The 20,530-nt window shown below is 57.6% G+C and carries 22 protein-coding genes; 21 read left to right on the top strand and 1 reads right to left on the bottom strand.

The genetic code is table 11. The annotated features are described in order from the left end of the window. Positions 1-26 precede the first annotated feature (26 nt). The 9 genes from G3578_RS05080 (at position 27) to G3578_RS05040 (ending at position 6,736) form a co-directional block, all read left to right on the top strand. Positions 27-962 (top strand): tetratricopeptide repeat protein, encoded by a 936-nt coding sequence (locus tag G3578_RS05080; RefSeq protein WP_165209508.1) that lies wholly within the window; start codon positions 27-29, stop codon positions 960-962. A gap of 108 nt (positions 963-1,070) precedes the next feature. Further along, complete coding sequence (locus G3578_RS05075; protein WP_165210201.1) at positions 1,071-2,186, top strand: hypothetical protein; 1,116 nt, start codon at positions 1,071-1,073, stop codon at positions 2,184-2,186. A 10-nt stretch (positions 2,187-2,196) separates the two neighbouring features. Beyond that, entirely contained in the window at positions 2,197-2,403 is a 207-nt protein-coding gene (locus G3578_RS05070) for an IDEAL domain-containing protein (protein ID WP_165209505.1), read from the top strand. A gap of 68 nt (positions 2,404-2,471) precedes the next feature. After that, positions 2,472-2,891: a DUF2487 family protein gene (locus G3578_RS05065; RefSeq protein WP_165209502.1), complete on the top strand. Its 420-nt coding sequence runs from the start codon at positions 2,472-2,474 to the stop codon at positions 2,889-2,891. A 213-nt stretch (positions 2,892-3,104) separates the two neighbouring features. Further along, positions 3,105-3,623: a QcrA and Rieske domain-containing protein gene (locus G3578_RS05060; RefSeq protein ID WP_165209499.1), complete on the top strand. Its 519-nt coding sequence runs from the start codon at positions 3,105-3,107 to the stop codon at positions 3,621-3,623. Between the two features lies 1 nt (position 3,624). Next, entirely contained in the window at positions 3,625-4,296 is a 672-nt protein-coding gene (gene qcrB, locus G3578_RS05055; RefSeq protein WP_165209496.1) for a menaquinol-cytochrome c reductase cytochrome b subunit, read from the top strand. A gap of 29 nt (positions 4,297-4,325) precedes the next feature. Next, positions 4,326-5,120 carry a menaquinol-cytochrome c reductase cytochrome b/c subunit gene (locus G3578_RS05050; RefSeq protein WP_165209493.1) on the top strand — a complete coding sequence of 265 codons (795 nt, stop codon included), beginning with the start codon at positions 4,326-4,328 and terminating at the stop codon, positions 5,118-5,120. Between the two features lie 151 nt (positions 5,121-5,271). After that, positions 5,272-5,871: a DUF1405 domain-containing protein gene (locus tag G3578_RS05045; RefSeq protein WP_165209490.1), complete on the top strand. Its 600-nt coding sequence runs from the start codon at positions 5,272-5,274 to the stop codon at positions 5,869-5,871. Between the two features lie 49 nt (positions 5,872-5,920). Continuing rightward, a complete protein-coding gene (locus tag G3578_RS05040) occupies positions 5,921-6,736 on the top strand; it encodes a sporulation protein YpjB (protein ID WP_165209487.1) in 816 nt (271 codons plus the stop codon). 63 nt (positions 6,737-6,799) lie between these two features. Here G3578_RS05040 and G3578_RS05035 read toward each other — a convergent pair whose 3' ends face one another. Continuing rightward, a complete protein-coding gene (locus G3578_RS05035) occupies positions 6,800-7,660 on the bottom strand; it encodes a YitT family protein (protein WP_165209484.1) in 861 nt (286 codons plus the stop codon). Between the two features lie 159 nt (positions 7,661-7,819). Here G3578_RS05035 and G3578_RS05030 point away from each other — a divergent pair, with 159 nt between their 5' ends. From G3578_RS05030 to dinG, 12 genes are all read left to right on the top strand, one after another. Then, positions 7,820-8,152, top strand: a complete 333-nt coding sequence (locus G3578_RS05030) for a nucleotide pyrophosphohydrolase (protein ID WP_165209481.1) — start codon at positions 7,820-7,822, stop codon at positions 8,150-8,152. Between the two features lie 18 nt (positions 8,153-8,170). After that, on the top strand, positions 8,171-8,920 hold the full coding sequence (dapB, locus tag G3578_RS05025) for a 4-hydroxy-tetrahydrodipicolinate reductase (protein WP_165209478.1): 750 nt from the start codon (positions 8,171-8,173) through the stop codon (positions 8,918-8,920). Positions 8,921-8,948: 28 nt separating this feature from the next. Then, entirely contained in the window at positions 8,949-9,359 is a 411-nt protein-coding gene (locus tag G3578_RS05020) for a methylglyoxal synthase (RefSeq protein WP_165209475.1), read from the top strand. After that, on the top strand, positions 9,359-10,054 hold the full coding sequence (gene bshB1 / locus G3578_RS05015; RefSeq protein WP_165209472.1) for a bacillithiol biosynthesis deacetylase BshB1: 696 nt from the start codon (positions 9,359-9,361) through the stop codon (positions 10,052-10,054). Before G3578_RS05020 ends, bshB1 begins: the two co-directional genes overlap by 1 nt. Before the next feature lie 68 nt (positions 10,055-10,122). Further along, positions 10,123-11,259, top strand: a complete 1,137-nt coding sequence (gene bshA / locus G3578_RS05010; RefSeq protein WP_165209469.1) for an N-acetyl-alpha-D-glucosaminyl L-malate synthase BshA — start codon at positions 10,123-10,125, stop codon at positions 11,257-11,259. A gap of 136 nt (positions 11,260-11,395) precedes the next feature. Beyond that, complete coding sequence (locus G3578_RS05005; protein ID WP_165209466.1) at positions 11,396-12,628, top strand: CCA tRNA nucleotidyltransferase; 1,233 nt, start codon at positions 11,396-11,398, stop codon at positions 12,626-12,628. Next, positions 12,609-13,595 (top strand): biotin--[acetyl-CoA-carboxylase] ligase, encoded by a 987-nt coding sequence (locus G3578_RS05000; RefSeq protein ID WP_165209463.1) that lies wholly within the window; start codon positions 12,609-12,611, stop codon positions 13,593-13,595. The genes G3578_RS05005 and G3578_RS05000 overlap by 20 nt, the downstream gene beginning before the upstream one ends. Positions 13,596-13,847: 252 nt before the next feature. Next, positions 13,848-14,705, top strand: coding sequence for a 3-methyl-2-oxobutanoate hydroxymethyltransferase (panB, locus tag G3578_RS04995; RefSeq protein ID WP_165209460.1), 858 nt, complete (start codon positions 13,848-13,850; stop codon positions 14,703-14,705). Beyond that, positions 14,702-15,562, top strand: a complete 861-nt coding sequence (gene panC / locus G3578_RS04990) for a pantoate--beta-alanine ligase (protein ID WP_165209457.1) — start codon at positions 14,702-14,704, stop codon at positions 15,560-15,562. Before panB ends, panC begins: the two co-directional genes overlap by 4 nt. Positions 15,563-15,595: 33 nt before the next feature. Continuing rightward, positions 15,596-15,979 carry an aspartate 1-decarboxylase gene (gene panD, locus G3578_RS04985; protein WP_165209454.1) on the top strand — a complete coding sequence of 128 codons (384 nt, stop codon included), beginning with the start codon at positions 15,596-15,598 and terminating at the stop codon, positions 15,977-15,979. Positions 15,980-16,097: 118 nt separating this feature from the next. Next, entirely contained in the window at positions 16,098-17,540 is a 1,443-nt protein-coding gene (locus G3578_RS04980; protein ID WP_241254487.1) for a tetratricopeptide repeat protein, read from the top strand. Between the two features lie 91 nt (positions 17,541-17,631). Further along, the gene (gene dinG, locus G3578_RS04975) at positions 17,632-20,517 is read left to right on the top strand and encodes an ATP-dependent DNA helicase DinG (protein ID WP_165209448.1); all 2,886 of its coding nucleotides are present in this window, start codon (positions 17,632-17,634) and stop codon (positions 20,515-20,517) included. Positions 20,518-20,530: the final 13 nt, after the last annotated feature.

Genomic DNA, 20,530 nt, shown 5'->3' with positions numbered 1-20,530 from the left:
CATGAGTACATAATGAGGTGACCGGAATGCCGAAAAAGTGGATGTACGTGATTGATCAGGCCGTGCAAAAAATAGAGAGCAACGAGATTGAACTGGGGCTGCAGGCCCTCAGGAAAGTGCAGGAACACGGCAAGGATCTGCCGGAAGTGATGGCATACTTGGCGGATGTCTGGTTCCGGCTGGGCCATCTGGCGGAGGCGTCCGCCATTCTGACCGATTTGCTGCAGCGGCCGGCGATCGAGCGCTCCCTGCGGCAGGAATGCCAGCTGCTGCAGGCAGAGATCGCCCTGACGGAAAACGATTCCGAGAAGGCGCAGGAGCTGCTGTATCAGTTGAAAGAGGAAGGCTGCGACGAGCCGGAATTGTATCTCCTGCTGGCCGATTTGTACGCGATGCAGGATCTGGATGAAGTGGCCGTCAAGTATCTGGAGATGGCGCATGTGCGGGAGCCGGATAACGATGAGCTCTCTTCGGCGCTGGCGGATTACTATCTGCGCGTCGGTCGGCAGCGGGATGCCCTGCAGCTGTTGGAGAAGGTGAGCGAGCCGACGGTGGACGCGCTTCTCTTCAAGGGGAGGATGCTGGCGCAGAATGGCGAATTCGAGCAGGCGTATGCGGCCTACAAGGCGGCGCTGGCGCTGGACACGACGCCGGAGATTTTGTACGGCTGCGGGTTGATGGCTTTTCACCTGGGGGCGTTGGAGGAAGCAAGGGAACACATCGAAAAAATGCTGGCACTGGATGAGGAATATATGGCGGGCTACCCGCTGTTGAGCGATATTTATCTCTCGCTGGGCAAAACGGAGAAGGCGATTCAGACGCTGAAAGAGTATGTGGATTTGTCCGGGTTTGACCTGGAGTTGATTCGCCGCCTGATTGCGCTCCTGCAGCAGGCGGGACGGTATGAGGAAGCCAAAGTGTACCAGAAGCTGCACGATGACTGGAATACGGAAGACGAATAAACGGATCGGCTAGCGACAGGAAGCTGCGTCATGCGGCTTCCTGTTTTACATTTGGCGGTTCTTGGCAAGAATGAGGAATACATTCGATACGGATTGAAGGGATACATGGTGAATTTGGCTGAGATTCTGGTCTATACCGACATCAGACAGCTCCATCAAATCGCAAACCACTATGGCTGCGAATGCAATCCGCATTCCAAGAACGATTTGATCACCACGCTGCTTGCCAATCTCCGGCACAGGAACACGATCCAGGCGCAAGTGGAAATGCTGACGTCCGTGGAGATGCACTTCCTTCTGCAGATGCTGCTGGACAAGCGCACCCTCTTTACCATGGAAGATCTGCTGGCAAAAGCGAACGTCGCCCTGGGGGCAGAAGGGGAAAAAACAGCGGAAGAGGCCCGTTTGCTGATTGCGAATTCCTTAAAGAGGGGATGGCTGTTTCCGGCCAAGGGAAAGACGGGCGGACAATACCAATGTCCGCAGGATCTGCGTGAACCGTACCTGCAAGCCTGGCTGAAGCTGTGCAAGGGAGATGGGGCAGCAGCCGCAGAGCCGGCCGTCTATCGCGACGAGGGAACGGCGATGTGCGACGATCTGTACCAATTCCTGCGCTTTCTGGGGCAGGAGCCGATTCCGCTAACGGCTGACGGCGGGATGTACAAGCGGTACCAGTCGCAGCTGTTCCGTTTCTTCAGCGTGGCGGAAGAGCCGCTGCCGCCGCAGAAATGGCGGTTTGGCTATGGCTTGCATTTTGATCTCTATCCGGACCGCTTCTCTCTGCTCTACGACTACTGCTATTTCCAGCGCTGGATCGAAGAGGCCCCGGGAAGGCTGCAGATCAGTGAAAAAGGCAGGGAGCAGCTGGAGGAACCGTTCACCGATCAGGTGCATCACGAATTGGTGCGCTTTTGGCTGCGGCTGTACAAGCGCGCCATCCCCAATTTGCCGATGATCGTCCAGCTGATCCCGGTGATGACGGGGGGCGGCTGGATACCGCAGCGCTGGATCGCCGACATCCTTTTGCCATGGCTGAAACCTTTCTATTACGATGAACCGGTAAACATCCTTCACAACAGAATTCTCAAAATGATGGTGCACCTTGGACTGTTGAAGGTCGGACAGAGGGAAGACGGGGAATGGCTGTATGCCCACACACCGCTGTGCCATACATGGCTGAAAGCATACAACGGCTTTGCGGATTCTACAATTCTGCTGAAGTGAGGGATTGGAAATGGAATGGCCCAATCTGTACGGAAACAATACGGTTGCCGGATTGCTGTCGGAGATCGTGATTGACGAACAAGTCCGGCAGTATCGCAAACGCACGCTGTATCAGGAGATCGATGAAGCGCTGGCGATGAAAAACAAGGAACGTTTTCTTCTTCTGACGAACGAGCTCAGGGAAATCATCGCCTACGAGCAGTCGGAAACCGGATAAGCCTCATTGCGCGTCCTTCTTCTTCATGGTAAGCTAAACAGCAGATTTCAGCGAGAGGAAGAGCGTGTATGCAGTGGACAATCGAGCAGTTGCACAATTGGGAGGAGTTGCGTCCGTACGTTGATACCGCACTGCTCCCTCTTTATTTGTACCAACCGTCGCTCGGCATTCCCGCCCACGCCGAACGGATGACCTACCTGCTTAACGTGGCGGCGGCGGTGGAACAGCGGTTGAAAGGGCGCATCCTGCTGTTTCCCCTCTTGTATCAGATCGGGGATGCCGGCCGTGAACTAATGCTGCCGGAAGGGTTTCGGCATTACATTCTTTTGCAGTTTAGTGGGCATCTTGTGAAAGGAATCCTGCCGGAAGGGGAGGGGCGCATCCATTCCTTCCCGATCGGCGACGAGGATCTCGCATCCCCGCTGCGGTTCGACGTGACGGTGGACGTCCTGTACAAAGAGGTGCTGAAGGTATGGGAGAATCAATAGAAGAGGGGCGGATTGGTCATACTACAAAAATCAAAGGTTCCATATTTGACAAAATCCCAACAATCTGTGAATGATGGGGGCAGCCGCCTGTCGAACCCCCCTGCAGATTCTTGACATCTAAAATGGCGTTAGCTATGATTGGGATTGACCTAGTGAAAGTATGTATCGTAGTACCTTCGTCACGCTATTCTGCAGATAAGGAGGGAAAAAGAGATGAGCGAAAAACGGGAAATATCCAGACGTACATTTCTAAACTACGCACTCATGGGGACTGGTGGTTTCCTAGCTGCAGGTATGATTACGCCAATGATCCGATTTGCAGTTGACCCGCTGCTGAAAGCTTCGAGTGGATCAGATAAAGTAGCGGTAGGAAGCATAGATGAATTCGGGCCAGAGCCCAAGCGCGTCGATTTCAAGGTGCATACCAAGGACGGTTGGTATGAATCCGATTCCACGCTCGCTGCTTGGGTAACCAAGAACGAGAACGGCGAGATCACGGCGCTGTCGCCCATCTGTAAGCATTTGGGCTGTACGGTAGACTGGAACACCAACCCGAGTTTTCCGAACGAGTATTTCTGTCCGTGCCATGGCGGACGGTATACGATTACCGGGCAGCATATCATTGGTACACCACCGACCAAATCTCTGGACTTGTACGAAACTGAAGTGAAAGACGGCAAACTCTATTTAGGCAAGATCAAACCGAATCCTCTCCCGGGGGTGACTGGCTAAGATGCTGCAAAAAATGTATGACTGGGTGGATGAGCGCCTGAATATCACCCCGATGTGGCGTGATTTGGCCGACCACGAAGTTCCAGAGCACGTGAACCCGGCTCACCATTTCTCCGCTTTCGTTTATTGCTTTGGTGGACTTACCTTCTTTATTACCGTTATCCAGATCCTGTCCGGGATGTTTCTGACCATGTATTATGTACCGGACATCATCAACGCTTACGAATCGGTAAGCTATCTGCAAAACGAAGTGGCTTTCGGGGTCATCGTGCGTGGCATGCATCACTGGGGCGCAAGCCTGGTCATCGTGATGATGTTCTTACATACCCTGCGCGTGTTTTTCACCGGTGCCTACAAAAAACCGCGCGAGCTGAACTGGGTCGTAGGGATGCTGATCTTCTTCGTGATGCTCGGCCTGGGCTTCACCGGCTACCTGCTGCCTTGGGACAACACCGCGTACTTCGCAACGAAGGTAGGGCTGGAGATCGCCAACTCCGTGCCGCTCATCGGTCCATACGCCAAGGCGCTGTTGACCGGCGGCGATATCGTCGGTGCGGAAACGCTGTCCCGCTTCTTTGCGATTCACGTGTTCTTCCTGCCCGGCGCACTGCTTGGCTTGTTGGGAGCGCACTTCGTCATGATTCGTGCCCAAGGTATCTCCGGTCCACTATGATGTCTTCGACCATATAAGGAGGCTTTAGCATGGCTAAACACGATAAAGATGCTACCTTCGTCGGAGACTCTCGCATTTCGGCGAAGCGCATCCCCAATATTGCCCCGTCGTACTCCGATTATCCCGGCAAATCGGAGCCGTTTTACCCGAACTTCCTGCTGAAGGAATGGATGGTGGCGGCGGTTTGCCTGGTCGGATTCCTGGTCTTGACGGTCTCTCATCCGTCCCCGTTGACGGACAAGGCGAACCCGAACGATACCTCGTTCGTGCCGCTGCCTGACTGGTATTTCCTGTTCCTGTACCAACTGCTGAAGGCACCGTGGGCTTCCGGTGACTGGGTTGTGCTGGGAACCGTGGTCCTGCCGGGTGTGGCGTTCACCGCCCTGCTGCTGGCTCCCTGGCTCGATGCCAGCAAGGAGCGCCGTCCGCATAAACGGCCGATTGCGACCAGCATCATGATGCTGTCGCTGGTGTCGATCTTCTACCTCACGTGGGCGGCCATGGATGAGCACAACAAGCAGCATCCGAGCAACCACGGCGGCGGTTCCGCTGGTGGCGCGCCTGCTGCCGCACCGTCCGAAAAGGCGAATCCGGACTTCAAAGCGGGTGAGCTGTGGACGGCCCAGCAGAGCTGTAAAGGCTGTCATGGGGTGAACATGGAAGGTGTGGCTGCGCCGAACCTGCAGAAAGTCGGGAGCAGACTGAGTGTCGACGAGATTGCCAAGGTGATCAAGGACGGCAGAGGCGCCATGCCTCCTGGCATGTTCCAGGGTAGCGACGAGGATCTGAAAAAACTGGCCGAGTATCTGGCAAGTTTAAAATAGGCAGATCACCAAAAAGCTGGCTGACAACTCGGTCAGCTTTTTGCTTAGGCGACTGTAGGGCCGGTTCCGGGAGCAACCGACACGGCGCATCATCAGCCGAATGGCGGATGTCGCGGCAGTTGCGCAGCACGTGATATGGGAGACGATGGGGATGAACGGTTTATGGAAGTGGTTGTGGGCATCGCTTGAGAGACGATGGTTTCTCTGGATGCTTTTCATAATCAACTTTTGCGGTACAATTTACGGCTTCATCTGGTACGGCAACCAGCTGGCAAGAACCGAGCCGTGGCTGCGGATTTTTGTCCCGGACAGTCCAACAGGGAGCGGATTGTTTACCCTCGTCCTGCTTACGTACCTGCTCGGGAAACATGTTCCGCTGCTGGAAGCGTTGGCAGGAATCACTAATTTCAAATACGGGGTGTGGGCGGTAGGCGTGATTCTGGCCAGATGGATGCTGGGTGACGAGGTATACTGGACCGACATCATGCTGTTGGTTTCCCATACCGGTATGGCGGTGGAATCCGTCCTCTACACGAAATGCTACAAGCTGAGCTGGCTGCCGGTAGGGCTTGCCGCCTTATGGACGCTGAACAACGACTTTCTCGATTATGTGATGGAGATTCATCCCTATTTACCGTATGTCCTGGAGCCGTATAAAGGCATTATCGGACTGTGCACGGTGCTCCTGAGCCTGATCTCCATCGCGCTGATCTGGTACATGAATCTCCATGCGCAGCGAATCAAGGTCTAATCTTGTCCTCCTTCTCATAGGCTGGTACTACGGGAAGGAGGTTTTTCCATTGCGCAAAAATCGGCTGCTTCTCTTGGGCTTGATCCTGATCGGCCTCTCCCTGGCATGGCCGGTGCATTATTTCTTTTCCCAAATGAACAAGCCGGAAAGCGAACAGCATCTGGCTGAATTGGATAAGCTGGCGGGGGATATGCTTGCCCTGACCAAACGAGGAGATGTGGAGGGAGCGCGGGGAAAGCTGGATCGATTGGCAGAACTGTTTCCCAACCAGACGCTGCCGACCCGCATCCGGCTGGATAGTCTGAATGCGGTCACCCAGTCCATTCTTGCCGCACGTCAAATATATACATCCGCACAGGTACCGGAGGAGCAGCTGCTGTGGCACGCCACGCAGGTCAGGGTGGCCATCGATGCGCTCAGCCATGTCCATCAGCCGATGTGGAAAGGATATTATGCGTCGTTTGCCAATCAGATGGAGAACCTGCTGCATGCGGCGCTGGAACGGGACAGCGGCGAGTTTCGGGCGCAGTTTGAGGAGAATTACCGGCTGTATCTGGCGATCAGGCCGGCCATGAGCGTCCAGCTGCATGAGGGGCAGATGGAAAGGATCAGCGCAGTTTATCAGCTGCTGCAAAAAGAGATGCGCAAGGAACAGACGGATTGGCAGGCGATCCGGGAATTGCTGCGGGACCTGTACGGCCTGATGCAGCTCGCGTTTTTGGGAGAGGACAGGAACACAGCGGCGATCCTGATGCAGCCCCGCTCCCCGCTGCTGCTGATTATCAGCATTACCGCGATGGTCTCCCTTGCGCTGGCCTATGTGGCGTGGAAGAAGTATGCGGCGGACCGGACGCAGGCGGTATAGGGTTGCCATTCCATGCAAAACCCCCAGGCGGATGAGGCTTGGGGGTTTTGCAGTGCGAACGCTTTATTGTTCCCTCAGCGGCTGTTTGTTTTCATCGAAGGTGAAGCCTTCGCCCAGCACTTCATGCACATCGTTGACAACGACAAAGGCGTGGGGATCCACTTCCTGGACGATGGACTTGAAGCGCATGATCTCGTTGCGGCTCACCACCACATAGACCACTTCCTTCGCCGAACCGGAATAGGCTCCCCTGCCGGACAGGATCGTCACGCCGCGCCCCACCTCCAGGATCTTGCGGGCGATTTCCTGGGCGTGGTCGGAGATGATGGTCAGCGCTTTGCCGGCGTAGGCCCCATCCTGGAAGAAATCGATGACACGGGCCGCGATGAAGACGGCGACCAGGGTGTACATGGCGCTTTCAATGCTGAGATAGATCAGGGACGCACCGATCACGAGCATATCTCCGAAGAAGAGCGTTTTTCCCATGCTGATGCCCATGTACTTCTGCAACAGGCGGGCAATGATATCGACGCCGCCGGTTGTGCCGCCGTATCGGAAGATGATGCCGAGCCCCGCCCCGACGGTGACACCCGCATACAGGGAAGCCAGCAGCTTGTCCGACAGGGGGAGCGGGAACACATTGGCAAACAGGGACAGGAACAGGGACAGGCTGCTCGTGCCGATAATGGTATAGATGAATGCCGTGCGCCCCAGCACTTTCCAGCCGAGGATGAACAACGGCACGTTCAAGATGAAATAAACCATTCCCTGGTCGAAAACGGGCATCAGCAGCTTGATGATGATGCTGATACCGGTGATGCCGCCTTCCGCCAGATGATTGGGAATGTTGAATGCATTGATGCCAAAGCCCATGATCGCCGTGCCGACAATGATGGCGAAGATGGATTTCAAACGCAGATTCATGCCAGTTTCTCTCCCTCGCTCCTACATCAGAGCCATTATATAGGAAGGGGCAGGCGATGTCCAGGCGCGGCGCAAGTGCCCGGATGATTTGGCAAACCGGCAACTTTCGGGTAGGATAGTCGATAGAGAGAATTGGTCAATGCAGGAAGGAGACGCTTTATGGAACAGCGAAAAACATTGCAGGAGATCCAGCAGGAAGTGGATCAATACATCTCCCAGTTTAAAGAGGGTTACTTTTCTCCGCTGGCCATGATGGCCCGCATGACGGAAGAAGTGGGGGAACTGGCGAGGGAGATCAACCACTATTACGGCGAGAAACCGAAGAAGCGCGATGAAGAGGAGAAGACGGTGGCGGAGGAGTTGGGCGATGTCTTCTTTATCGTTTTGTGCTTCGCCAACTCGCTGGGCATTGATTTGCAGGAGGCGTTTGACCGGATCATGCACAAGTTCAACACACGCGACAAGGACCGCTGGACGCGGATTGAGAAATAGAAGGAGACGAGGCAGCACATGCAGACAATCAAGGTAGCCGTGGCGGGCGCCAACGGCAGAATGGGACAAGAAGTTGTAAAAATGCTGGGAACTGATGAACAATTGATTTATGTGGGAGCAGTCGACACCCGCGGCAGCGACGAGGAAGTGAACGCACAGCTTGCCGGGCTCAAGCCAGACGTCCTGGTAGACTTCACGACCCCGCACCATGTATACCGGAACATGGAACTTGCGCTGGCGCACGGGATTCGGCCCGTGGTGGGAACCACCGGATTGTCGCCGGAGCAGTTGAAGGAGTTGGCAACCCGCTTCCAGGAAGCGCAGCTGGGCGCCATCATCGCGCCCAACTTCGCGATCGGCGCGATCCTGTGCATGAAATTTGCCGCAATGGCGGCCAAATACATGCCGCACGTGGAGATTATCGAGCTGCACCATGACAGAAAACTGGATGCGCCGAGCGGAACCGCGCTGAAAACGGCGGAATTGATTGCCCAGGCGCGCCAATCCTTCCGGCAGGGACATCCGGAGGAAGAAGAACTGATTCCGGGTGCCAGAGGGGCGGGGTATGACGGCTTCCGCATCCACAGCGTCCGGCTGCCTGGCTTGATCGCCCACCAGGAGGTATTGTTCGGAGCGACCGGTCAGACGCTCTCCATCCGGCATGACTCCATCAGCCGGGAGTCGTTCATGCCCGGGGTGAACCTGGCGATCAAAGCGGTGATGAATCTGGACCGCCTGGTGTATGGATTGGAGCATCTGCTTGATTAAATAAGAAGAAAAAAGGGAGAGGGCAGAGATGAAGATTGCACTGATCGCACATGACCGCAAGAAAGAGGAGATCGTTCAGCTGGCGATGGCGTACGAAAACATTTTGGCCAAGCATGAGCTGTACGCAACCGGCACCACCGGCCAAAAGATCATGGATGCGACGTCGCTGACGGTAACGAGATTTCTTTCCGGCCCGCTCGGCGGCGATCAGCAGATCGGTGCGATGGTGGCCCGCAATGAACTGGATGTCATCATTTTCCTGCGCGATCCGTTGACCGCCCAACCCCACGAACCGGATATCATTGCGCTGCTGCGGCTGTGCGATGTGCATCGCATCCCTTTTGCCACCAATCTGGGCACCGCAGAAATCCTGCTGAAAGCGCTGGCGAGAGACGAAATCGCCTGGCGCCAAATCGTTCATGAGGAGCAGAAATCATAATGGAAAGATTGGATATATTGGCCATCGGCGCCCATCCGGATGACGTCGAGATCGGCGCGGCAGGCAGCCTGCTGAAAGCTGCCCGCGCCGGGAAACGCGTGGGCATCCTGGATCTGACCCTTGCCGAACTCTCGTCCAACGGGACGGTGGAACGGCGCCAGAAGGAAGCCGAAGCGGCATCGCAGCTGCTGGGTTTGGCGGCGCGGTACAACTTCGGGCTGCCGGACCGGGGGCTGGAAGCGGTCAGAGAGGAAGCGATCCGGCAGATTGTGGATCTGATCAGGGTGACGAAGCCCGTGCTGGTCTTGGCGCCGTATTGGCAGGACCGCCATCCGGATCATGAGAGCGCCAGCCGCATCGTGCGGGAAGCCGTCTTTAACGCAGGCATCCATAAATATGCGGCTCACCGGTCGCTGCCCGCCTACCGGCCCGACAGACTGTGCTATTACTTCATCAATACGCCTGCCACCCCCGGGTTTCTGGTCGACATCAGCACGCTCTACGAGGAGAAAATGAATGTGCTGCGCTGCTACCGAAGCCAGTTCGAGCGGGAAGAGAGCAGCGTGATGACACCGCTGAACAATGGCTATCTGGAGATGGTGGCGTATCGTGAACGTTTGTTCGGACAGCAGGCGGGCGTTCTCTATGCCGAAGGATTTGTCAGCGCGTCGCCGCTCCTGTGTGACAGCTTGTAGAGCAGGGCGCTTCACCGCAAGGCGATTGAGCGTGTCTACCAAGCGTTTCGTAAAGGAGAGGCATTTTGATGAATATCGGAATCACTTGTTATCCCTCCCTGGGCGGTTCGGGCGTTGTCGCCACGGAATTGGGCATGCTTCTGGCGGATCGCGGACACAACGTCCATTTCATCGCATCCAGCATGCCTTTTCGCCTGGGGAAGTTTCATCCGAACATTTTTTATCATGAAGTGGAAGTCAACCATTATGATGTGTTTAAATATCCGCCCTACGACCTGACACTGGCCAACCGGATGGCCCAGGTAGCCAAAAACGAGCGGCTGGATCTTCTGCATGTCCATTATGCCGTCCCCCATGCGCTGTGCGCCTATCTGGCCAAGCAGATGGTGGGCGACCACCTGAAAATCGTCACCACGCTGCATGGGACGGACATCACGGTGCTGGGCTATGATTCCAGCCTGAGTGAAATGATCCGCTTCGGAATCGAGCAGAGCGATCTGGTCACGGCCGTGTCGCACGATCTGATCCGCCAGACCGTGGAGCTGCTGCAGGTAAACAAGCGGATCGAGCCGGTTTACAACTTCGTGGATAAGCGCCGCTACTATCCCCGGGACGCAAGCAGGTTAAAAAAGGTATTTGCACCCAACGGGGAAAAGGTGCTGATGCATATCTCCAACTTCCGTCCGGTCAAACGGGTGGGGGATGTGGTGGAAGTGTTCCGCTTGGTGCATCAGCAGCTGCCGGTCAAGCTGCTGTTTATCGGGGAAGGGCCGGATTTGAACAAGGCGCGCCAGCAGCTGTTCGACCTGGGGCTGATCCATGACGTCCATTTTCTGGGCAGGCAGGAAGACGTGGCAGAGGTGATCTCCATGGCGGATGTGATGCTGCTGCCGTCCGAGAAGGAAAGCTTCGGCCTGGTGGCGCTGGAAGCGATGGCCTGCGGGGTCCCGGTCGTGGCGACCGTCGCGGGAGGCCTGCCGGAAGTGGTAGCCGACGGGGAGTGCGGCTTTTTGTGCGAGATCGGCGATGTGGAAAAAATGGCGGAAAAAACGCTGCTGCTATTGCAGGATGAGAAGCTGTACCAGCGCTTTTCCCGGAACGGGATCGAACGCTCCTGTCAGACGTTCTGTCACGACAAGATCACCTCGCAGTACGAAGCCCTGTACTACCGGCTGCTGGGCAAGCCGTACGAATGTCTCACATGATGCGGACAGACTCACGATCTCAGCCTGACCGATTGAACCAGTTTCGAGACGAACAGGAACAATCCGATGAGGATTCTCATTCATCTTCAACCTCCTCCATATCCATACTGTTCCCGTTGAAAGGAGACGCATGCAGATGCTGAAAGAATACGGCCGCCTGGTGCTCCAGCAGCTGGAGGAAAACGGCTATGAAGCTTATTTTGTCGGCGGCTGCGTGCGGGATTGGCTCCTGAAACGAACCGTCCAGGATATTGATATATGCACGAATGCCCATCCGGGCGACGTGATGCGCCTGTTTCCCGAGCATGTGCCGACCGGCTTGAAGCATGGGACGGTATCGGTGAAAGCGGGGCCTTATCGGTTTGAGGTAACCACCTACCGGACGGAAGGGCAGTATGCGGATTTTCGCCGCCCGTCGGAAGTGACGTTCGTGACCGATCTGCAGGTGGATCTGGCCCGGCGGGATTTCACCATCAATGCGATGGCCATGGACCGCCGGGACAAGCTGGTTGATCCGTTTGGCGGCCAGGCGGATGCGGCCCAGCGGTTGATTCGGGCCGTGGGCGTGCCTGACACCCGTTTCCGCGAAGATGCGCTGCGCCTGCTGCGGGCAGCCCGCTTTGCGGCCCAATTGGGGTTTGCGGTGGAAGAGAAAACGCTGGCCGCGATGGCGGATACGGCTGACTTGCTTATCCACATCGCCGTGGAGCGGATTCGCGAGGAACTGGCCAAGCTGTTGGACAGCCCCCATCCGGAAGCGGGCATCGATCTGATCAACCGGGTCGCGCTTTTGCGGGCGCTGCCCCTGCTCTCCCCCCTCTTCCAGATCGAGGCGTCCATGGCCGCACGCCTGACGCTGCTTGATTCCCTGCCGCAAAAATGGGCATGGCTGCTGTACGCGCGCGGAGCGAATCCGGAGCAGGCCCATGATCTCTGCCTGTTTCTGCGCATGGCGAAGCGGGAGACGGAGGCGATCGTCCGTTCCCTGGCGATCCTGCACGATCTGGCGCCTGCCTGGGATGAACCCCGGGACGTTCCTTGGGAAAAGCTCCTTCTCCTGCACGGCCTGCACGTCTGCAGGGAAGTGGAGCGCTTGTTGACCGCCTGCTGGTGGGACCGGCGTTCGGCGATGCCGGCAAACGCCCTGGCGGAAGCATACGAACGCCTCCCCGTCAAATCCGGCCGGGAACTGGCCATCAGCGGCCGGGATCTGCAGGAAGCGCTGGGGAAACAGCCGGGGGAATGGATCCGGCATACACTGTCGTATCTGTTGGAGCAGACGGCGCTGCACGGCCTACCCAATACGCCGGAGAGGCTGCTTGACGCCGCACGAAAAGAGGTAGCACGCTATGAGAAACATCAAGCATGAAATCTTAAAAGCGTTTCACGAGCACCCGGATCAGTTCATTTCCGGAGAAGCGCTCAGCCGCATCTGCAACTGTTCCCGCACGGCCGTCTGGAAACACATCGAGGAGCTGCGGCAGGAAGGGTACCGGTTCGAAGCGGTGCGCAGAGCCGGGTACCGCCTGCTGGCCGCTCCCGACGTCATCAAGGCCGAAGAGATCCAGGCCGGGCTTGCAACCCGGTTGATCGGGCGCGTCATTCACGCCTACGATGATGTCACCTCCACACAGCTGTTGGCCCATGAAGCGGCAGGGAAAGGGGCGCCGGAAGGGACCATCGTCATCGCGGAAAGACAGACGGCCGGAAAAGGGCGCCTGGGACGCGCCTGGCATTCGCCGAAGGGGACGGGAATCTGGATGAGCCTGATCATCCGGCCGTCGATGCCGCTCGCGAAGGCCCCCCAGCTCACCTTGCTGACCGCCGTCTCGCTGGCTAAAGCCATTCAAGCCACGTACGATCTTACTGTCCAGATCAAATGGCCGAATGATCTCTTGTACGAGGGGAAGAAGTTTTGCGGCATCCTGACGGAGTTGAACGCGGAATCGGACCGCATCAATTACCTGGTGATCGGGATCGGCATCAATGTGAATACGGTTGAATCGGACTTTCCGGAGGAGCTGAAGGCGGTAGCCACTTCGCTGCGGATCGCCAGCGGCAAAACCGTCAAACGCGCCGAACTGATTCAATCCTTCTGCCGGCAGTTTGAAACGGAATACGAACATTATCTGGCGCATGGTTTCGAGCGGACGCGGGCGGAGTGGGAATCTCTTTCCATGTCGCTCGGGCGCATGGTGACGGTCCGGACGATTCACACTACCCTTGAAGGAAAAGCGGTCGGGCTTGACCCGGAAGGCGTGCTGATCGTCCAGGATGCAGCCGGCCGGCAGCACAAAGTATACTCCGCCGATATCGATTATCGTGCAAATTCGTAACAAATTTGCTATACTTTTGTTTGAAGAGGCCGTATCCTTGGTGAACGGCACTTTTCGGAAAAAGTTGTGCGATTGTTTCTTTTCTTCCAAAATGAATCTGCTCTGAGCCTGTGTGGGACCGAGACAGAAGGATATCCTTGATGGATCTTGTTTGGCATGGACAACCTTCTCCCTTTCGGCGAGAAGGTTTTTTCATGGCCGGCATGGATCCGGGGATGCCACGGGTGAGGAAGCAAAAGAGGTGAAAGGTGTATGGGAAACAGCAGTCCGGTAACGACAACTGACCTGCGCAAAAGCAAGCAGGCCAAACAGCCCATCGCGATGGTGACGGCGTACGATTACCCGTCGGCCAAGCTGGTGGATGAAGCAGGGGTGGATGTCATCCTGGTGGGGGATTCGCTGGGGATGGTGGTGCTGGGGTATGACTCTACCATTCCGGTTACCCTGGATGATATGATCCATCATACGAAAGCGGTTACACGCGGGGCGAAACGCGCTTTCGTGGTGACAGACATGCCGTTTTTAAGCTATCACGGCACGGTCGAAGAAAGCGTGAAGAATGCGGGCCGCATCATGCAGGAAGGGCTGGCCAAAGCCGTCAAGATCGAAGGCGGACGGGAGGTTGTGCCGGTGGTCAGCCGATGTACGCGGGCGGGCATTCCGGTGATGGGGCATATCGGGCTGACCCCGCAATCGGTGCACCAATTGGGCGGCTTCCGCGTGCAGGGCAAGGATGCCGCGTCGGCGCTGCGTCTGCTCGACGAGGCGAAGGCCCTGGAAGAGGCGGGCGCCTTTGCCATCGTCCTGGAGTGCGTGCCGGAGGAAGTGGCGGCCAAAATTACGGAAAGCGTCGGCATCCCGACGATCGGCATCGGCGCCGGGGTGAACTGCGACGGACAAGTGCTGGTGTTCCATGACCTGCTTTCCTACGCATCCCAGTTGAAACCCAAATTTGTGAAAAGTTATGCCCGGGTCGGCGACATGATCCAGCAAGCCGTCTCCGAGTATGTCCTGGATGTCAAAACCAGACGTTTCCCCGGACCGGAGCATACGTTCGCGGCATCCGAGGAGACGATCAAACAGTTGTATGGAGAAGGGGTAAACGCATGATTCAAACATTGACGCAAGTGTCCACCATCCAAGAACTGCGCAGCCTGATCCGCGAGGCCCGCCAGGCGGGCAAGCGCATCGGCTTCGTCCCGACGATGGGATATCTGCATGAGGGGCACGCCAGTCTCGTGAAGCAGGCGCGTCTCACCTGCGATCTGGTGGTGATGAGTATTTTCGTCAATCCGCTGCAGTTCGGTCCCAATGAAGATTTCAGCCGTTATCCGCGCGACATTGTGCGTGACCGTGAAATCGCCCGTTCTGCGGGGGTTGATCTGCTCTTTACTCCCTCCGTGGAGGAAATGTATCCCACCGAGGTCTTGACCAAGGTATCCGTCGCCAAGGTGTCCGAACCGCTGTGCGGCAAGTCGCGGCCCGGCCATTTCGACGGCGTGGCAACCGTGGTGATGAAGCTGTTCCAGATCGTACAGCCCGACGACGCGTTCTTTGGGCAAAAGGATGCCCAGCAGGTGGCGGTCATCCAGCAGATGGTGCGGGATCTGTCGGTACCCGTCAATATCGTGGTGTGTCCCATCGTCCGGGAAGCGGACGGCCTGGCGATGAGTTCCCGGAATGTTTACCTGCGGGAGGAGGAGCGGGAACAGGCGACGATCTTGTACCGGACGCTGCAGCATGTGCAGGAACGCCTGAAAAGCTGTCCGGCCGTGGAAACGCTTAAGGACGAGATGGTCCGGATGATCCAGTCTCAACCGCTCGCCGAGATCGATTATGCCGAAATTTTGCATTATCCCGAACTTACCCCGGTGACCGAGCTGAAACCGGGCGACCGGATCATCGCGGCCTTGGCTGTCCGTTTCGGGAAGACGAGATTGATCGATAACCTGATTGCGGAGATATAGACGAGAAAATGTAGGGAGGAGGAGATAAGCGGCATGTTTCGGACCATGATGAAAGCGAAAATCCATCGCGCCACCGTTACCGAAGCCAACCTGAACTACGTCGGCAGCATCACCATCGACAAGACCATCCTGGATGCGCTGGATATCCTTCCTAACGAAAAGGTGCAGGTTGTCAACAACAACAATGGCGCCCGCCTGGAAACCTATGTGATCGAAGGGGAACCGGGCAGCGGGGTGATCTGCCTCAACGGGGCGGCCGCCCGGCTGGTGCAGCCGGGCGATGTCGTGATCATCATCGCCTATGCCCTGATGACCGATGAGGAAGCCCGCACCCATAAGCCGCGCGTCGCCATTATGGGGGAAAACAACCGGATTGAAACCATCCTGGCGGAAGAGGTGCACGCGACCGTCCTGTAGGTGTTCTTCTGCGATGCGTCCGCTTCGGCCGGGTGGGTTTGCTTCGAATAGAGCCGCTTCCCTTGTGGGACAATGATAGTACTCACTGCCTCAGAAGGGGGTGGCTTTTTCCTTGTCCATGGAAGCCTTCTTTTCTGCCTTGACCGCCAAGCTGCAGGAAATCGCCCAGGCGTGGCCGAACGCTGACGACAAGAAGCGGCTGCTGCTGGCGAATGAACTGTTGGAACTGCGGCAACTGAGCGATCAGGTGGTTGATCGGTGGCTGCTGTTTGAAGAGGCGCTGTCCCAGGTTATCAACACGCTGAAAGAAGAGATGCATGGGGTGAAACAGCCGCAGCCTGCGGTTCATCCCCTTTGCCAGGAAGAAGATCCCGCCGCCGGCAGCGCCGATCACCCGGCGGGCGGCCAGGTGGTGCTGCACCCTCACCTCCATATGTACCGGAAAGGAGAGGGATTTTACCATCTCCGCCTCTATCAGGATGCGCGCAGGTGTTTTGCCGACCTCCTGCAGCAATCCCCCGATTGGGAGATCGGCCGGCTGTATTATGCCTACAGCCTGCTGTTTTGCGAGGAGCGGGGAGAGGCGATGAAGGAATTCCGCCTGCTGAGCCGCTCCGCCAGCTCTCCCAAAGTGGCCGCCATCAGTTACAACGCCATCGGCTGTCTGCTGGCGGAAGAAGCGCAGTGGCTGGAAGCAGGCCAGGCGTTTCAAGCGGCGCTTCACGCCTTTCCTGGGTATGCCGAGGCGAAATTTAACCTGGCGCTCTGCTGCTTGCAGGATGGGGAAGCGAAGGAGGCGCTGGAAGCCGTAGAAAGCTATTTGCAGCAGGTGCACGACGATTGGGAGGCAGAAATGATCTGGCTGCGGGCCGCGATGCAGCTGGTAGCGAACGGGAATGGGACGGAGATGGTTCCGCCAGCCCGGCTGCAAACGCCCGCCAAACATCTGGACAGCCGCACGCTGCAGGAAATGGCATCCATGTATGAAGCGAAGGGACAGCTTCACCGCGCCCAGCTTTGCTACGTCTATCTGCGCGAACAGCTGCCCCGCGAAGGGTGGGTTTATCAGGGACTGGCCTGGACGACCTGGCTGATCGCCGGTACCCGCAAGGCCCTGCCTCTCATCAAGAAAGCGGTCAGTTTATCGCCCGACAATCTGGACTTTCATTTCACCTACGGGTGGATGCTGCTGTTTGACGGGCTGGTGGAGCAGGCGGTTGCAGTCTTTCACTTCATCCTGCGCAAACAGGCGGATCACCGCCTGGCCCAGTCGGGTCTTGTGGCAGCTTATGAACGGTTGGGCGAGACGGACAGCGCCAAGGAGATCGCCGAACGTTTCGTGGCGGAAGCGGATCCTTATTTGAGATCGCTGGGATACTACCATCTCGGACGCTTGGCCGTGATCCAGGAAGACTGGAAGCTGGCGGATCAATATTTTCAACAGGTGGCCGGGGAGGAGCGGCTGTTCCGGGAGGTTCCTCTTTACCGCAGTCTCTGCGCCGCCAAACTGGGGAAACCTGCCGGAGAGGGCATGCTCTTTCTGGATCCGATCCCGACGTAAGGCAGCAGGATTTTTGTCAGGGATTGCCGAATCCTAGGAGATGATTGTGAACCGCCTTCGGTGGTTGTTTAGGTATTGAGGTGACGCACGATTGGATCGGTTTATCGTTGTAGATTTGGAAACCACGGGAAGTTCGCCGAGGCAAGGGGATCGAATTATCCAGATCGGTGCCGTCGCCATTGAGGATGGCCGGATCACACATGTCTACTCGACATATGTCAACCCGGGCCAGCCCATTCCGGCTTACATTACCCACATGACGGGGATTACCGACGAGATGGTGGCCGATGCGCCCACGCTGGAAGAGGTGCTCCCCGATCTGCTGCGGCTGCTGGACGGCCGCACCTTTGTCGCGCACAACGCTTCGTTTGATCTGCAATTTCTGCAAGAAGCCCTGGTGGAACAGGGCTATTATATGTTTGACGGCCATGTGCTGGATACGGTGGAATTGGCCCGCTTTCTGCTGCCGATGCAGGGGAGCTACCGGCTGGTCGAGCTGGCCGATGATCTGGAGATCGTCCATGAACGGCCCCATCAGGCGGACAGCGACGCGCTGGCCACTGCCCATCTCTTCCTGCACCTGCTGGATCTGCTGAAACGTCTGCCGCTGGTAACCATTCAGCGGCTGCAGCTGTTGGTCTCGTCGTTTCGCTCGGATGTGGGCCGGCTGCTGCGGCAGATCGAAATGGAGAAACTGACGGAGGCGGCGCTGGAACAGCCCGCCGGGGACGCCGAGGCCGAATGGGATATTTATCGCCAGTTTGCCCTGCGCCACCGCGGGATACCAGGCGACATGCCTTTACGGGAAGCGACGGCCGCGGCCGATACCACCCTGGAAGAGGTGATTGAGCGGCTGATGGGGGAGGGTGCGGCGCTGGAACACGGCCTGCCCGGATTTCAGCGGCGGGAAGCCCAGGAAGCCATGATGCGGGCCATCCATGCTGCGATCGAGGAAGGGACCCATCTGCTGGTGGAAGCGGGGACCGGGACGGGAAAATCCCTGGCCTACCTGGTGCCTGCCGTGCTGTGGGCCAAACAGCATCACGAGCAGATCGTGGTCAGCACCAACACCATTCCTCTGCAGGAGCAGCTGTTCCAGAAAGAGATTCCCACCCTGCTGCGCGTCATGCCTTTCCCGTTCACCGTGGCCAAACTGAAGGGCAGGGGCAATTACCTGTGTTTGCGCAAATTCGAACAAAACCTGGAAGAGGGGGCAGAAAGCGGCAGCCTGGAACTTCGGCTGGTGAAGGCGCAAATGGTCACCTGGTTGACCCAGACGCTCAGCGGGGATGTGGAAGAGCTGAACTTGCCGCCATCCGGCACCCTGTTTTGGCAGCAGGTAAGAAGCGACGCCAACTCCTGCCTGCACCGCCAATGCCCATGGTTCAGCCGCTGCTATTATTTTCGGGCGCGGGAGGAGTCGAAGGAGGCGGATCTCGTCGTCGCCAACCACTCGCTGCTGATGACGGATCTGGAGAATGACAACCGGATCTTGCCTTCCTATCAGGTGGCGATCATCGACGAAGCCCATCACTTGGAAGAGGCAGCCACCCGGCATATGGGCGCCCAGCATTCCACGGCGCAGCTGCAGTTTTTGGTGGAACGGATGGGGACGGACTGCACGGCCCTCTTGGCAGGCTATGTGTCAGAATTGTCCCATTGGCGCGAGGACGCGGACGAAAAAGCGAAAGCGCTGTTGAAAGCGTTGGCCGCCTTTCAGCAGCAGGCCCGGGACGATCTGCTGGCATGGACCAAGCAGCTGTTTCAATGGGTGTCCAAAGCGGGGGAAGAGAGCGCCGAAACCGGGCGCATTGCCGCCCGCTACAGCAAGGCGTCATTTGCCGGGCGGAGCGAACGCCTCGTGAAAGCGGGCGACCGCTTCATCCAGCGGCTGCTCTTCTTCGCGGAAAGCCTGGAGCAGCTGATGGCTTTGGCCAAAGGGGGAGACGAGAATCCGCCCTTCCTTTTGCGCAGCGCCCTGACGGATATGCGGGGCCTTCTCGACGATGTGCAGGAGGCGTGCCATACGCTCCACTTCCTGCTCCACTGCGACGACCCGCATTTTGTGTACTGGATGGAGGGAGAGTCCCGGACACCGCGCAAGCATGTATACCTGTTCGCCGCTCCCCTGGAGGTGTCGCAGGAGCTTTCCCCGCTGTTTGCCAACACGCGCAGCGTCATTCTGACCTCGGCCACGTTAACCGTCAAAAACAGCTTTTCCTATCTCAAAGCGAGCATCGGGCTGGATCAGCTGCCGGAAGCGCGGGTGCGCACGCTGGCGCTGCCCTCTCCCTTTGATTACGAGAAACAGGGCCTGCTGCTGATCCCCTCCGATTTTCCCGCATTGGGAAGCGAAGACGAGGAGGCGTATCTGCACGCGGTGATCCAGGGATGCCTGGATGTGATCCGGGCCGCTCATGGCCGCACGCTGATCCTGTTTACGTCAGCCGCCATGCTGCGTCTGGTGTATGATGCCATCAAGGAACAAGCGGGCGAGGAAGGGTTTACGCTGCTTGGGCAGGGCATCGACAGCAACAACCGCAGCAAGCTGGTGCGTAAGTTTCAGCGGGAGCCCAAGGCGGTCCTGTTCGGGACGGGCAGCTTCTGGGAGGGAGTCGACATTCCGGGAGAAGCGCTGAGCGCCCTCGTGATCGTCCGGCTGCCGTTCGCTCCTCCCAACCATCCGGTAACGGTCGGGCGGGCGGAAAAGCTGAAGGAAGCTGGCAAAAACCCGTTCATGTCGCGCGCTCTTCCCCAGGCGGTCATCCAATTCAAGCAGGGAGTGGGCCGCCTGATCCGCCATCAGCATGACCGTGGCGTCGTGGTGGTGTTTGACGCGCGGATCGTGGAATCGCGATACGGCCGCGTCTTTTTGCAATCGCTGCCGCCTTTCCAGGTGCAGTCGGGCCCGTGGCCGAAGCTGCGTGAACTGATCGCACCGTTTCTTAACGGTATGCCTGCCCCGCCTGACACATAAAATGAAGCAATAG

The organism is Brevibacillus sp. SYP-B805, assembly GCF_011059135.1.
Lineage (GTDB): Bacteria > Bacillota > Bacilli > Brevibacillales > Brevibacillaceae > Brevibacillus_F.
Note: the sequence above shows the minus strand (reverse complement) of the source record. Positions and strands in the feature narration are given on the sequence as shown.